Genomic DNA, 16,468 nt, shown 5'->3' with positions numbered 1-16,468 from the left:
AATTATAGTTTATGGTTGATAGACCATTTTTTTGTTTCTTAAAACTTTGGGTTCTGAAACCTTTGGTTTGTCATAGCCCAAAATGGAAAGAAAGTCTCCGGCAGTCTGCTGTTCGGCAAAAACACGGGTCTTTAGGTTTCCATCACCATCTTTTTCGATCAAAATATGTTTGGGCTGTGGAATCAAACAATGCTGCAATCCACCAAAACCACCTATGGTCTCCTGATAGGCACCGGTATTGAAAAAACCCACATATAATGGCCGTTCCTTTATGAACTTGGGAAGGTAGATAGCGTTCATATGCTGTTCCGAATTGTAATAATCGTCACTATCGCAGGTAAGTCCACCCAACAAAACCCTTTCGTATTCGTCGTTCCACCGATTAAGAGCGAGCATTATAAATCGCCTGCTAATGGCCCATGAATCGGGAATGGTTGTTATGAACGAGGAATTGATCATGTTCCATTTTTCGCGGTCGTTCTGCTGTTTTTGATACAATACCTGGTAAATGGCCCCACCACTCTCACCCACAGTGAAACTGCCAAACTCGGTAAAGATATCCGGAACTTCAACATTTGCTTCTCGGCACGCCTGATTGATTTGGTTAACGATCTCATCCACCATATACTCGTAATCGTAATCAAACGCCAGTGAGTTTTTAATGGGGAAGCCTCCGCCAATATTCAGGCTATCCAGAGTTGGACATATTTTCTTTAGGTTGATGTATACCTTTAGACATTTTAAAAGCTCGTTCCAATAGTAGGCCGTATCCCTAATCCCTGTATTGATAAAAAAGTGGAGCATTTTTAGCTCAACCTTCGGATTGTCTTTAATGGCCTTAGCATAAAATGGAACTATGTTCTTATAGCCTATGCCCAATCTTGAAGTATAAAACTCAAATTTGGGCTCTTCTTCAGAGGCAATCCGGATTCCTACTTTGAAGTTTCCGTGAATTTCATTCCCAAGTAGATCGAGTTCTTCAAAATTATCGATGATGGGGATGCAGTTTTTGTGGCCTTTGTTTATGAGTTGGGCAATTTTTTCAACATATTCATCCCTTTTGAAACCGTTGCACAGCACAAAGGTCGAATCCGAAATCTTACCTTGTGCTTTCAGGTGTTCCACAATGTCAATATCGAACGTAGAGGAAGTCTCAATATGGATATCGTTGTTTAGCGCTTCGTTCAGAACGTGTTCAAAATGTGAGCTCTTGGTGCAATAGCTATAATGATATGCACCAGCGTAGTTATGTTTATGGATTGCTGTGGCGAACCATTTTTTGGCCCGCTGGATATTCTCGGATATTTTTGGGAGATAGGTGAACTTAAGGGGTGAGCCATAACGGCGAATCAACTCCATAAGATCGATACCATGAAAATACAATTGGTTTTCCTCAAGTTGGAACTCCTCCTGGGGAAAATCATAGGTCTGTTCGATCAAATCGATGTATTTGGTCTTCATCTGTATTTTGTATTGTTATAAAATGATTGTAGATCTTGAAAAAAGACCAATCTCAAATACGGAATACAAAAAACCTATCAGGTGTAGAACCAAAAACCCGTAGATACAACCTACGGTAAGAAGAAAACATTTCGGAAGTCAGCCCTATTATTCGGTGTCCTATCCCTAAGACGGCTTTTTGGGTAGACTTCCTTATCCCCATTGGCCCGAACTTGAAAAAAGTTTTCAAAACAAAAGGCAATGCGTCCGATTAGGTGGACTCATTTACTATGTAAACATATAAAAAAAATGAATTGTTTGGTTTAAATTTTTGGTGATGTCAAATTTTGAAAACCTGCAGACAAGAGGTCACCGGTTCGACTCCGGTATTCTCCACCAGTAAACTTAAGGCTTCGGGGGTTTTAGACTTTTGGAGCTTTTTTCATTTGCATGGAACTTGGCGAAGTACATTCCTTAAATCAAGCGTGATATATTGATTTGATTCTTGCTCACCCTTTCAAGACATACCTATGTGCAATGAGCAAACCAAATCTTCGGACTTATAATGCTCTAAATGCGATAAAGAATTATTGGAATTTCGATAGTTGGTAGCGCTGTTAAGGGAGCAATTGATAATCTTTTCTTTTTACCAAAGGGTTTCGCTGCACAACCGATGGATAATTTCAATATCACAAATGGTGCAGCTCTGTAACCTTTTAAATTCCCGTATTCAAATACAATTCTCTGGGTTTTACAACAAAGACTTCAGCCAACGTAGGATTAAACCTACATTTATCTACAGGTATGAGTAACGTCCAATGATAAATCCGAGTTTTAAGCCTAAGGTTTTTACGCAACATCTTTCAATTGCTATTGCCAAAATAATAGGGCTATGCCTTTTTTTGGTATCAAATGCATCATGGGGGCAAACAAAAGGGCTGATTTTTAAGAATGCAGAAACAAATCAATCTGTATTGGACCCAAACCTTGATGGATATACATCATCAAGTTCATTGGGCTTTCAGAGCAATGATGAACTCGAAAGTGAGATTCCATTTATTGCACTTCCTATCATAGGGGATTCTGAACCTGATAGCGATCTGGCTTCCGGTCCTTCATGCGGGTTTACAGATTTGGTTAAATCAGACAATAATAATACCGTCTACACTTATTTGGATGGTGGCAATAATCTCATGTTTCGTTTTAGACTTGGGGGAACGGCAAACAACTCCAAAGGCTATTCTATTTTAATTGATACGGACCAAAGTTTTGGGAGTTCTGGACCTAATGCGGACCCAAACTATACCGTTGGAAACCCTGGTTTTGAAATTGAGATTGTGTTGATGACAAATTTCGGAGTCGGACTTTTCAATATTGATGGAACTACATCGGCAAGCGAAATTGGTGATGCTAGAACCGACAGGCCCTATTCAGATTTTGCGCAAAAAAGTATAGCCTTTTCGGAAATTTGTGGTGAGGATGATTATTTCTATGATTTTTTTATACCGTTTTCAGATATAACAACGGCATTTCCCGGTATTACAACTTCCACACCATTGCGAATGGTGGGCAACACTGTGATACGCCCAAAGGAAGCGATGGGAGGCTCTATCTCCGATATTGGCGGAATTGATGATAACCTGGGAATTCCTGATGAACTGTGGGAGGAACTTATTAATGTTTTTCCTCCAACAAGTGCCGATGACATCAATTCTGGCACCATTTTATACCCTCGTGCTGAATGTCCAGATATAGACGGACCAATTACGGTGGGTACCACCTTCATTTCTGGAACATCAACAGAAATTGATGGTACTACAATTGAAGTGTTCAAGGATGGGATATCGATAGGGACAACAACGGTTTCATCCGGTATTTGGACCCTTTCTCCAATCACAACCACAGCAGCCAATGAAGTTTTTACCGCTAGTGCCATGGTTTCCGAGGCGACCGCTACCGCGGCAGGGTCAAGCCCAAAATCCGTTTCGTATTCCAATTGCAATGAAACTACGGTGGGAACATCCTGTACTTCCCCGATCAGTGGATCTACCATTTTCACTATAAGTGCAAAAGGGTTGTGTGGAGATATCGGGAGTGCGATTCCCGGCGCCCAGATTCGGGTCTATTTTGAAGGCTCGTTGTTAATTCCGAATACCGGAAGCAGTAACTACGCAGGAGGTGAGGTATTTGCCAATGCAGATGGCTCGTGGTTTTGGAAGTGTAATACAAATAACTCGGGATGCACCAGTGGAAACAATTGTGGTTTTGCACTTGATGGATTTTATGAAATTACCCAGGAAGTATCTGGAAGCTGTGAATCTGATGCTGTTGAGTATTGTGCAGGAACGGCTACTACGTCCACAACACCTGTTTTTGCAAATCTACCAGTTTTGAACACAAGCACTTCAATTACAGGTACGGCTGGAGTAGACGCCACAGTGACCTTATTTATTGATGATGTAGAACAGGCATCTACCACGGCTACCGGAGGCAATTGGTCCTTTACCGTGGCAACCCTGCCCAAAGGCACCCTAATGGAAGGAGAAATTATAACTGCAAAAGCCATTGAAACAGGTAGTTGCGCCGCCATGGCAAATACTACAGTCGGAGGGCAGTCCTCTGCACCAATTATTACAGGGGAGTACAGTTCCTCTACAGGATCCATTGGAGCAATAAATGGTATTTCCTCAGAAAAGGGGGCCAGCATTAACATATATACCAGCAGCACCACTCCAGTGACGATTGGGACTTCGGCGGGAACGGGAATTGTACAACCAAATGGAAACTGGACAGTGAACGCTTCGATTCCAGTCGGTATTTATGTTGCTGCGGCGGCAACAAATTCAGGAAAATCACAAAGCCAACTATCTAACGAAATACAGGTTTTTGATCAAACAACAGATGCTTCTTTATCGGTTACAACAAGCCCAATCCGCGAAGGCGATTCAAGCATATCAGGCACAGGTACTCCAGGAAACTTGGTATTTCTTTATTTGGACGGAATTATTGTAGACGAAACCTTGTTTTTTACCACAGTGGATGGTTCAGGAAATTGGACAATCTCCCGCTTGGATGCTGCCAGCGCAGGATATGATGTGCTATATGCTGGAGCAGAAGTAGGTGTAACTTCCAAAAATGGGCCTATGGCAGAATCTGATTTAGTTTTAGGCGGAATTGTCCAATGTCGATTACCGCTGGAACAGACATTTTCAGCCACATCCACAACAACGGTGTGTGAAGGAGCCACTATTGACTTTCAACTGGACGGCACCGAAAATCTAGTCGTTTACGAATTGGTGGACCAAAGTGGGAATGCAATCGGTCCTGCTGGCCTTGGCTCTGGCGGGGCTTTGAACTTGGCAACCTTTGGTTTGGATGAAGCTGTGACAAGTATTAGTATCAAGGCGCAAAGAATAGGAGTGCTATGCGAAACTATTTTTTCATTATCCGTAGCAGTTGATGTCAAACCAGCGCCAGAAACAAGTATTCCATCCAACACCTTGGAGCTTTGTAGGGGAGAGACAAGTTTAAACTTTCCATTTACCGTAACCGCCAATGGCCCTGCCATAGACTACTCCATCGATTTTGATGATACGGCCAATGCTGCGGGGCTAATCGATATTACCGATGATACCAGTGTGGTGAGCCCTTTAAACATTCCAATCCCGGTTGCCATTCCATCCGGCACCTATAATGGCACCTTCACCATACGCAATATCAATACGCTTACATGTACAAGTAATTCTATTTCATTTACTATAAATGTGATCGGACCGGAAATAGGGTCTGTTTTAATAACTGATCCGACATCCTGTGGGGGGAACGATGGAACCATTACTCTCGAAGGCTTATTACCTGACACGGCCTATGATGATTTGAGCTATGAGGCAGATGGAGTTTTGATAAACCCTGGTCCTTTTTCAGCGGATGCAAGTGGACAGTTTTTACTTTCCGGTTTAAATGCTAGCTCTTATTCTGATTTTATGGTGACCTTGAATGGTTGTAATTCCGAACCGTTTGCATCAACCACACCCTTGGTTTTGAGTGACCCTGGAGGTGCGACGATCACAGAGGGCACTCACATTCAATTAACTCAATGCACAATTCCAAATGGTGAAATAGTTTTAGAAGGGATGGCAGACGGAACCTATGAAGTAAACTTTTTTCATGGAGGTATTTCTCAGCCATCACAAAATTTAACGGCCACTTCCAGTCAAATTCATATTACTGGTTTAGATCAAGGGGAATATACCAACATATCCATTACGGATATAAGCCTATGCCAATCCAACACCATTCCTGGTCCTATTACATTGCTGGTTGCCAATCGGCCAATGTTGGATCTTGGCGCCAATCCAAGTGCTCCAATTGGTGCCATTTCGGCTGACTTGTATTATGTCAACCCCGTTAATGGTTCGGACACTTATACCATAGATTATGATAATACGGCAAATGCTGCAGGATTTATGGATGTTACGACCCCTACATCGCTTCCGGCTTCACCTATCAACTTGACGATTCCACCAAGTGCTCCCGAAGGAAACTACAATGCATCCCTCGTGGTAATCAATTCGACCACAGGATGTGTTTCAACCGCTATACCATTTACGGTGGAGATAACAGCTTCCAATGACACAGACGGAGATGGGATTACAGATGCACAGGAGATACTCGATGGAACTGACCCTAACGATGATTGCGATTCCATTGGTGGAACACCTTTGGGCATCAGTGATTGTGATGGCGATGGTCTGACCGGTGATGAGGAAGTTACCTTGGGCACGAATCCTGATCTAGCGGACACCGATGGGGACGGAATTTCAGATGGACAAGAAGTCAACACGGATACAACCAATCCTTTAGATGATTGCAATTCCAATGGAGGGACACCATTGGGGACTAGTGACTGCGATGGCGATGGTCTGACCGGTGATGAGGAGGCTACCTTGGGCACGAATCCTGATCTAGCGGACACCGATGGGGACGGAATTTCAGATGGACAAGAAGTCAACACAGATATAACCAATCCTTTAGATGATTGCGATTCCATTGGCGGAACACCTTTGGGCACCAGTGATTGTGATGGCGATGGTCTGACCGGTGATGAGGAAGCTACCTTGGGCACGAATCCTGATCTAGCGGACACCGATGGGGACGGAATTTCAGATGGACAAGAAGTCAACACAGATACAACCAATCCTTTAGATGATTGCGATTCCATTGGCGGAACACCATTGGGGACTAGTGACTGCGATGCAGATGGACTAACCAATGATGAAGAGATAACAGGTATAGATGATGTTGGCACGGTTGCTGACCCCAACGGCAACCTAACTGACCCCAACGAGTCGGATTCTGATGGTGACACCATTTCTGATGGTCAGGAGGCTTTGGACGATACAGACCCAAATGACAATTGTGATTCCGTTGGCGGCGCACCGATGGATAGTTCTGATTGTGATGGGGATGGAAACCCAAATGGTTCTGATCCGAATCCGTTAGTGGCCACTGCGGTGAACGACAATACGAGTGCTGATGTAGGGCTTCCCAAAACCATAAATATTTTGGTGAATGATGATTTTCTAGTAGGTAGCACGCTTACAGATATGGGTACAGGAACAGCGTCGGGAACAATTTCGATGAATCAGGCCACAGGAGAATTGACGTATACGGCAATTGCTTCAGAAGACAATAATACGGTCACCATTGATTATGAAGTCTGCAATGGGGTGATTTGTGCCACTGCAACTGTTAACATTACCATTCCTGCCTGTACAGATACTGATGGGGATAATATTTGCGATGTGGACGACTCAGCACCAAATAATCCCTGTGAGCCCCGCTCAAATCCAAACTGGCAACCTGTTGATGCCAGTGACTGTGACGTAGATGGCTTAAGTTATTCAGAGGAAACAACCGGAATAGATGATATTTCTACTACTGCTGACCCTAATGGCAATATCACCAATCCATACAACGCTGATTCTGATGGCGACAGTATATTGGATGGCCAAGAGGCTTTCGATGGAACAGACCCAAACAATTCTTGCGACTCAGTGGGAGGTTCGGCATTGGGCACAGACGATTGTGATTCAGACGGACTATCGAACAATGAAGAAAATACAGGGGTCAATGATCCTGCAACACCTCCCAATCCAAATGGTACCGTTACGGATCCGAACAACCCAGATTCCGATGGTGATGGAGTCATGGATGGACAGGAAATATTGGATGGCACAGACCCTAATAATGATTGCGATTCTTTGGGAGGCGCACCGCTTTCATCCAGTGATTGTGACGGGGATGGTAATCCCAACAACTCCGACCCAAATCCGAACATTGCTACGGCTGTGGATGATATTACCGGTGCTGATGTGGACATACCAAAGACGGTGAATGTCATTTTTAATGATGATTTTCTAATTGGAAGTGCATTTTCGATCATAGGAGGAACTTTCTCGGGCGCAATTGGAGTAAATCAAACTACAGGAGAGATTACATATACCCCGGTTGCATCAGAAGACAATTCAACGGTCAGTGTTCAATACCAAGTGTGTTTTAATTCAGTATGTGATACAGCAACCCTTTTTGTTTCCATTCCGGCCTGTATTGATACGGATGGCGACAATATCTGCGATGTGGACGATACTGAACCCAATAATCCGTGCTCACCACAATCCAACCCAAGTTGGCTCCCGCAGGGAACCAATGACTGTGATGGGGATGGATTAACACGAAATGAAGAAATGGCTTTGGGTACAAACCCAAATAATGTTGATACTGACGGTGACGGTATTTCAGATGGCCAAGAAGTAAATAGTGACGCTACCAATCCGTTGAATGATTGTGATTCTGTAAATGGAACACCACAAGATAACTCTGACTGTGACAATGATGGTGTTTCCACGGATGAAGAGATTACTGCAGGAACCAATCCGGATCTTGCTGATACTGATGGCGATGGTTTAACTGATGGGGAAGAATTAAACAATATCGATGACATTGCTACCCCAGCAATTCCTGGAAGTGCTAGTAATCCTTTGAATGCCTGTGATCCAAACACGGATAACCCTAATTGCGATAGTGACGCTGATGGATTAATCGATGACGAAGAAACTGTTTTGGGGACAGACCCCAACAATCCAGATACCGATGGGGATGGCATTTTGGATGGCCAAGAAATTATTGACAATACAGACCCATTGGATTCTTGCGATTCTGATAGAGGAATACCTCTTTCAAGCGCCGATTGTGATTCGGATGGTCTCAGTGAACAAGAAGAAGGAGCTTTGGGGACTGACCCCGAGCTTCCAGATACGGATGGAGATGGCATTTTGGATGGACGTGAAATCACGGACAGAACAGACCCATTAAATCCTTGCGATTCTATTGGAGGAACCCCACCTGTATCATCAGGCTGTGATATTGAAGTGGAAAATGACCTTGTCGACCCAAACGTTGGAAACGGGGCTTTCATTATACGGAATATCGAACTCTTTCCGGACAACAAAGTTATTGTTTACAATCGATGGGGGGTCAAAGTCTATGAAACCGAGGGGTACAACAATAACAGCAATGCTTTTTACGGGATATCCAACGGAAGGGCGACCCTAAAGAAAAACGAAGAGCTTCCGGTAGGAGTATACTTCTACACCATTGAGTATTCCGATAGCGGCAACAATAAATCAAAAGCAGGGTATCTGTACATTAATAGATGATGCAACTAAAAAACATAAAAAAAAGAGTATATATCGTGACCGCTGTATTGTTGTTCTTGAACTTAACCAGGGGACAGCAAGATGCTCAGTACACACAATATATGTACAATACCTTATCCATAAATCCTGCATATGCTGGGTCAAGAGGAGTGTTGAGTCTAGCCGCACTTCATCGTTCACAATGGGTTGGATTAGATGGAGCTCCGCGTACCCAGACCCTTAATATAAGTTTTCCGGTTTCTGAACGTGTTGGGCTGGGATTGTCTGTGGTCAATGATGAAATTGGAAATGGCACCAATCAGGACACATACTTTGATGCTGCGGTTTCATATACGGTCCCTGTTTCTGACAATGCAAATTTATCTTTCGGATTTAAAGCTGGCGGTCATTTTCTTAATGTGGATTTCAATCGACTACGCAATTTTCAAGGACAAAGCAATACTGCTCTTCCTCCGAATATTGACAAGAAATTTTCTCCCAATTTCGGGGCGGGAATCTTTTATCACAAGCAAAACTTTTATCTCGGTGTTTCCGCACCCAACTTTTTAGAAACAGAACATTTTAATCGTTCAGGAAGCGGGGGAAGCAATTCCTTTTTGGCCAGTGAGCGATTGAACTGGTACTTCATTTCTGGTTACATACATGAACTAAGCACGGATTGGAAGTTTAAACCTGCGGTGCTTATCAAAACGGTACGCGGAGCTCCTTTGCAAGCAGATCTTTCGGCTAATTTTTTGTTCAAAGAAAAGTTCTCGTTTGGCATGGCCTATCGCTGGAGTGCATCGCTCAGTGCTCTTGCTGGAATACAGTTCACAGAAAGGTTGATGTTGGGTCTGGCCTATGATCGTGAGGTTACAGAACTAGGTGGGTCACAGTTCAATGATGGTTCTTTTGAAGCTTTTATCCGATACGAGTTCAAATCTTCAGAAAAAACTATAGACCCTCGTTTCTTTTAGTGATAGAATACAGAAAAATCAGATTCTAGAGGGGCCATCGTCATGCCAAACCTGCTTTACTATAAGAAAGCAAAAGATGATCGATTCGTCTCTGTCGTTCTGACCAAGGAGGTTCAAAATATGGATAGCTTTTCATTTTCCTAAATACTTTTCCGATTTTTGAGGGATAAAGCTATTGGTATGGATTTAAAAGGGAAAGTCGCTTATATAACCGGAGGTACAAAGGGTATTGGATTGGGGGTTGCAAAAAGCTTGTTGAATCAAGGAATGAAAGTGGCCATTAGTGGAAGGAGTATGGATGGAGTAGAGGAGGCTGTTAAAGCATTGGATAATTCTGATGATGTTCTAGGGCTTTGTTCAGATGTCGCTGTTCTCAGGGATGAAGAGAATGCTATAAAACAAATATTGGACAAGTGGTCACGATTGGATTTGGTGCTGGCCAATGCGGGGGTAGGTCATTTTGCCCCAATTGATGAAATGGAGGTTGATAAATGGCATCAGATGATCAATACCAATTTGAATGGTGTTTTCCATACGCTAAAAGCTTCGGTGGAAGCATTAAAAATATCCGAAGGATATTATATGACCTTGGCCAGTTTGGCGGGCACCAATTTTTTCCCTCAAGGAGCGGGATACAATGCCACAAAATTTGGTGTGGTAGGATTTACCCAAGCTGCAATGTTGGACCTGAGGAAATACAACATCAAGGTCACGACGATTATGCCGGGCTCTGTGGCCACTCATTTTAATGGGAATGAACCTTCAGAAAAGGATGCCTGGAAAATTCAGGCCGAGGACATTGGAAAGCTCGTTGTGGATTTAATGCAAATGCATCCAAGGACATTGCCAAGCAAGATTGAAGTGCGCCCTACGCGGCCCGATCTAAAATGATTCAAATCTCTTTTTCGACCAGAGGGATGTTTGGATCACAGATTTCAAGGATAAGCTTTTTCAAGTAAGATTTAAATATACTTAAGGTTTCCGATGTTATTAAAGGGTGTTCCGAGGTAAAAGGCAAAAACCCTTGGCTTAAATTTTTAAAGGAATAAATTCCTGCACTCAAGTCCAGAGGATTACTTTTCGCTTTGGTGTACAACAGGCTATAGCATAGCAATTGAAAAGCCTTGCTTTTATCATAATCCAAAATCAACGCTTCCCAGTCGGTGATTTTCACGTTTTTGGTATCGACCCGTCCGGTTTTGTAATCCACAATTCTGGGTACTCCATCAAATACATCAACACGATCTAGCGTGCCTTTGAGTTTGACCGGAAAATTCAAACCTTCAACATGTAATTCAATTTCATATCTTTTTTCCAGTTCCAAGATGCGAATTTCATGTCTGGACAAGGAACTTTTTTCTAACTCAACAAAGTTCGTTAGATATTTGACGATGACATTAAAAACCAAAAGAAACCTACCTTTTTTAATATCGGAGCCCGGTAACAGCCTTCCAAAATGAAACTGTACTACCTTGGGGATTGACCTGATTGTATTGGAAAGATTATCTGGAGTCAACAATTGACCCACGAACGGACTATACAATTGTTCCAGACTATCGTGAACAATGGTTCCAAAGGTATTGGCGGCAATGTTCTCCTCTACTTCTTCTAGATCATTTATTTTAAGGATATTTCTTTTATAGAAATCTATTGGGTTTCTAATATAATTGGTCAAAGAAGTGGGTGAAAATCCTTGTTGTGCAAACAATTGTATTTCATTTTGAAGCAAAGGAGTCTTTATGATTTCCGCCGGAATCTGTGACTCCATTATAACTGCTGGAGAGGCAATATTGTGGGTTACGTACTCGGTTATGGCTTCATCTGTCAATAACTGCGAAATCAACCTGCTTTTTTCACCTCCTTCCAACACATCCGGCTCCGTGTTATAAATTAAATGAACGTGCTTTGCCCTTTGTATCAATCGATAAAAATGGTAGGTATAAATGGCATCTTTTTCTTTATACGTTGGAAGACCATATTCCCTTTTAACATCAAAAGGAATAAAAGAGCTATTGGATTTTCCGGACGGTAGAATTCCCTCATTGACCGAAGTGAGTATTACCGTTTCAAAGTCGAGATTCCTACTTTCGAGCATGCCCATTATCTGAAGCCCGGATAGGGGCTCTCCGATGAAATCCAAAGTCTCGGCCGAAGCCAATTGTTTGAAAAAACTTTTCAGTGATTTAAGATCGGTTACAAAATCAACTTGGTCAAGATGGGTTTGCAATTGGGAGAATAGGGTATGGAATCGATACAGATATTCAAGTTCCAAAGTATTGCCGATAGCCTGAAAATGGGATTTTAAATGCTGTATAAGCTCTAGGCAATTGTTGATCCATTGGCTTGGAGAAGGGGTTTTCTCCGGGAACATAAACATTGCTGCCTGAGCTGAATTGTCATATTTTAAAATTTGAGTTGTATTAAGGTATATCCAATTGTTCTTCTTTATATCCAAAACCAACTGCCTTAAAAAGGCAAAAGTCTCGGAATCGTGTAGATTATTGGTATATGGATTGGAAAGAAAGGCTAAAACATCGGCATAAAACCAACCTTTTTCTGTTTTGGCGATATTGAGGTCAATAAAGGAGACAAAAAAGGAATATAGTACCGTTTTGTTCAGGGCGAGCCCCATAGTAATGTTTGCTTCTTTAATATGGGACGGGATTGCTTTTAATATGGGATTTAACAGGGCTTCATCGGCAAGAACGAGTGCCGTGTTTGTTAATTCATTTTGATTGACACCCAAATCATCCAATAGCTTGCCAGCATATTTGGCCTGGGAAATACTTTTGGGGACTCCAGTAATAGAAACTTTTTTGGAAGCTAGAAAACTGTTGTGAACTCCTTGAAGAGGTTTATTTGCATAGTAGGGCCATTCTTGTTTATAGGCTCGAATGAACAATCCAGCATCATGTATTTGGTCGTTTAGGAAGTGCTGGTCAATATCCCAATAGATCTGGTTTTTGGGATGAGTCAGTAAGTGTTGAATAATTTTTGATTCGGCGGTGTTTAGGGCATTGAATCCAATAAAAATTATGGGATTGGAATCGAGATCCTTGTCGTAGCGCTCCAAATTTTGAACTGCTGTCCTGTATACCAGACCTTGGTATCCCTTGCGTTGTTCTAAAAGGGAATTTGTAAACGTATTATAGAGGAATTCTAGCTGATTCCATAATTGTAAATAGTTTTGAACGAGCTCCGTCTTTTCTTGTTTAAGGGACCAATGGTTCAAATCTTTAATGGCAGAAAGATAATTTAGAATGTCATTGGCCGGAATGAGGTAGCGATCAATTTCATTGAAATCTTGGATAAGTATTTGTCCCCACTTCAAAAATGAATTGAAATCATCGTGATTTTTGATATTCGCCTTTTTGTAAGCTTGAAATAGCGTCAACAACAGATCAATGGACGAGGTGGTATAGATGCCGGCCATTTCGGCAATAAAATCCTCAATGGATAAAATTTGGGGCGCAAAAGTATTTTTGGTCAGACCGGCCGAGATGTGCTTTTTCAAAAAAGTACCGGAGCGTTTGCTGGGAAGGACAAAGGTGCAGTTTTCTACTGATATTTGCTTTTGTTGGAGATCATCCAGTACGTATTGTAGAAAACTTTGGTGCATGCACTAAAATAAAAAAGGCTCCGCATTTGCGGAGCCTTTTTTTGAAAAGAAAACGTTTTGTTTTCTATTATTTTACCAAGTTGATTTCAACTCTTCTGTTTTGTGCTCTACCAGCTCTAGTGTTGTTGGTAGCGATTGGCTTGTCTTCACCGTAACCGATTGCACTCAATCTACCAGAAGCGATTCCTTTGTCAATCAAGAAATCTCTTACTGAGTTAGCTCTCTTTTCAGAAAGTGCTTGGTTGGTTTTAGCTCCACCTACACTATCAGTGTGACCTTCAACAGTAAACTTAGCGTTAGGATACTCGTTCAAGATTTGGATGATATCAACCATAACTGAAGTAGACTCAGCTTTGATAGAAGCTTTACCAGTATCGAACAAGATAGTTCTAGCGTAGTCATTCAATTGCTTCTGTACTTCTTCGGTTACTTCTGGGCAACCGTTGTTAGCTACAGTACCGGCTACTTGAGGACACTGATCGTCTTTGTCAAGAACGCTGTCACCATCGCTATCTGGCCATGGGCATCCGTTGTTCTCAGCAGGACCAGCTTCGTTAGGACACTGATCATCTTTGTCAGCAACTCCATCGCCATCAGCATCAGGACAACCGTTCAATGCGGCAAGACCAGCTTCGCTAGGACAAGCATCATCTTTATCGGCAATTCCATCGCCATCAGCATCAGGACAACCGTTCAATTCTTTAGAACCAGCTTCGTTAGGGCAGCTATCTTTGCTATCTTCGATTCCATCGCCGTCAGCATCAGGACAACCGTTGAAAGCTTCCAATCCAGCAACTTCTGGACAAGCGTCATCTTTATCGTAGATACCATCGCCGTCAGTATCAGTTCCACCAAATTTGATGCTGATACCAGCCATGTGCTGGAAGTGTTGCATTAAAAAGTCTTCGAAAGCATGTTTGTACTGAGTTTGTAATGTAAGACCGATGTTTTCTGAAAACCAAACGTTAACACCGATTCCACCATTAACGGTACCTGCACCGATTTCATCAATCCAAGTATACCCACCACCTATCTCAGCAAAAGGATCAATGGTAGTGTTTTTAAGGAAATTGTACTTTAAAGTACCATCTACAGCGTAGTGAGAAAGATCGTCAACTGACAAATCTCCATTGTTTTCTATTCTGTTCAAGGAACCTCTTGCTCCAAAAGAAAAACCATCACCAATGTACTTGGAAACGGCTACGTAAGAAACAGATGGTAAAATGTTCCAGTGATCAGAAACATTGAAGTACTCATCAAACAGAGTTGTACTAGAAGCAAGGTTGTCAGCATCGTTGGTTGGGTAAAAGTCAATAGCGTTTACCCCGAAACTAACTTGCCATGGATTATTCTCGTCTTGCGCTTGTATATTGTTAAAACCCAAAAAAACAAGGGCAACAATCAATAATTTGCTAAGATGTTTCATGCTCAAAATTTTAAGTTTAAGTGTTTATCAGCAGCAAATGTAAGTTGTTAAGACTTATTAACAAAATCAAATTTTCTTTTTTTTTGGTGCATTACATGGGATTTTTATTGCATTTCAACGATTTTGAGGGCTTTACCTACCTTGACAAAGGCCTTTATCGCTTGGTCTAAATGATGTTTTTCATGGCCAGCTGAGAGCTGAACCCTTATGCGTGCTTTATCTTTAGGAACCACGGGATAAAAGAAACCGATAACATAAATGCCCTCTTCCAACAGCAGGTCCGCCATTTGTTGAGACAACTTGGCATCATACAACATAACGGGTACTATTGCGGAGTCGCCGTCAATTATATCAAATCCAGCCTCTTTCATGCCTTTTTTGAAATAATCTGTGTTTTGTTGAAGTTTATCCCGCAGGGAGGTGTCTTTGTCCAGCATTTCAAAAACTTTTATGGAAGCGCCCACAATGGCAGGGGCCAGGGAGTTGGAAAACAGGTATGGACGCGATCGTTGACGTAGCATTTCAATAATTTCCTTTTTGCCAGTGGTATACCCACCCATGGCTCCACCAAGAGCTTTGCCCAAGGTGCCCGTTATAATATCAATACGATCCATAACCTCTTTTTCTTCCAGGGTGCCTCTACCAGTTTCTCCAATAAATCCTGCGGAATGGCATTCATCTATCATAACAAGGGCATCATACTTGTCGGCCAAGTCGCATATTTTATCAAGTGGAGCAAGGAGTCCATCCATAGAAAAAACACCATCAGTGACAATAATGGTGAATCGGGCGCCATCTTGTTTGCTTTGTTTCAATTGCTTTTCCAAATCGGCCATATCATTGTTTGCATAGCGATATCTCTTTGCCTTGCATAGTCTTACGCCATCAATGATCGAGGCGTGGTTCAAAGAATCTGAGATTATGGCATCCTCAGCGGTCAACAAAGGCTCAAATACTCCTCCATTGGCATCAAAAGCTGCTGCATAAAGAATGGTATCTTCCGTGCCATAGAAATCCGCAATTTTTTGTTCCAATTCTTTATGGATGTCTTGTGTTCCGCAAATGAACCGAACGGACGACATTCCAAAACCATGGGTGTCCAAAGTGTCTTTAGCGGCTTGAATCACATCTGGATGCGATGAAAGCCCCAAATAATTATTGGCACAAAAATTAATGACTTCCTGACCTGTTGAAATTTTTATGACTGCATCTTGCGGAGATGTAATGATGCGTTCTTTTTTAAAAAGGCCTGCTTCCTGAATGGCCTCAAGTTCTTGTGTAAGGTGTTCTTTTATTTTTCCGTACATAG

At 42.2% G+C, this 16,468-nt stretch carries 7 protein-coding genes; 3 read left to right on the top strand and 4 right to left on the bottom strand.

Going from position 1 to position 16,468, the window contains the following annotated elements; all coding sequences use genetic code 11:
* Positions 1-9 precede the first annotated feature (9 nt).
* Positions 10-1,461 (bottom strand): arginine decarboxylase, encoded by a 1,452-nt coding sequence (locus ACULLG_RS02265; RefSeq protein ID WP_452125145.1) that lies wholly within the window; start codon positions 1,459-1,461, stop codon positions 10-12.
* A 953-nt stretch (positions 1,462-2,414) separates the two neighbouring features.
* Between ACULLG_RS02265 and ACULLG_RS02260 the strand changes: the two genes are divergently transcribed.
* The 3 genes from ACULLG_RS02260 to ACULLG_RS02250 all read left to right on the top strand — a co-directional run bounded on the left by ACULLG_RS02260 (position 2,415) and on the right by ACULLG_RS02250 (position 11,005).
* Positions 2,415-9,158, top strand: coding sequence for a T9SS type B sorting domain-containing protein (locus tag ACULLG_RS02260; RefSeq protein WP_452125144.1), 6,744 nt, complete (start codon positions 2,415-2,417; stop codon positions 9,156-9,158).
* Positions 9,158-10,114, top strand: coding sequence for a PorP/SprF family type IX secretion system membrane protein (locus tag ACULLG_RS02255; RefSeq protein WP_452126521.1), 957 nt, complete (start codon positions 9,158-9,160; stop codon positions 10,112-10,114). The genes ACULLG_RS02260 and ACULLG_RS02255 overlap by 1 nt, the downstream gene beginning before the upstream one ends.
* Before the next feature lie 180 nt (positions 10,115-10,294).
* Positions 10,295-11,005, top strand: a complete 711-nt coding sequence (locus tag ACULLG_RS02250) for an SDR family oxidoreductase (protein ID WP_452125143.1) — start codon at positions 10,295-10,297, stop codon at positions 11,003-11,005.
* Position 11,006: 1 nt separating this feature from the next.
* Here ACULLG_RS02250 and ACULLG_RS02245 read toward each other — a convergent pair whose 3' ends face one another.
* The 3 genes from ACULLG_RS02245 to kbl form a co-directional block, all read right to left on the bottom strand.
* The gene (locus ACULLG_RS02245; RefSeq protein WP_452125142.1) at positions 11,007-13,733 is read right to left on the bottom strand and encodes a PD-(D/E)XK nuclease family protein; all 2,727 of its coding nucleotides are present in this window, start codon (positions 13,731-13,733) and stop codon (positions 11,007-11,009) included.
* 67 nt (positions 13,734-13,800) lie between these two features.
* Complete coding sequence (locus ACULLG_RS02240; RefSeq protein WP_452125141.1) at positions 13,801-15,159, bottom strand: OmpA family protein; 1,359 nt, start codon at positions 15,157-15,159, stop codon at positions 13,801-13,803.
* A gap of 104 nt (positions 15,160-15,263) precedes the next feature.
* Positions 15,264-16,466 (bottom strand): glycine C-acetyltransferase, encoded by a 1,203-nt coding sequence (gene kbl / locus ACULLG_RS02235; protein WP_452125140.1) that lies wholly within the window; start codon positions 16,464-16,466, stop codon positions 15,264-15,266.
* Between the last annotated feature and the right edge of the window lie 2 nt (positions 16,467-16,468).

The organism is Flagellimonas sp. 2504JD1-5 (assembly GCF_053618295.1).
Note: the sequence above shows the minus strand (reverse complement) of the source record. Positions and strands in the feature narration are given on the sequence as shown.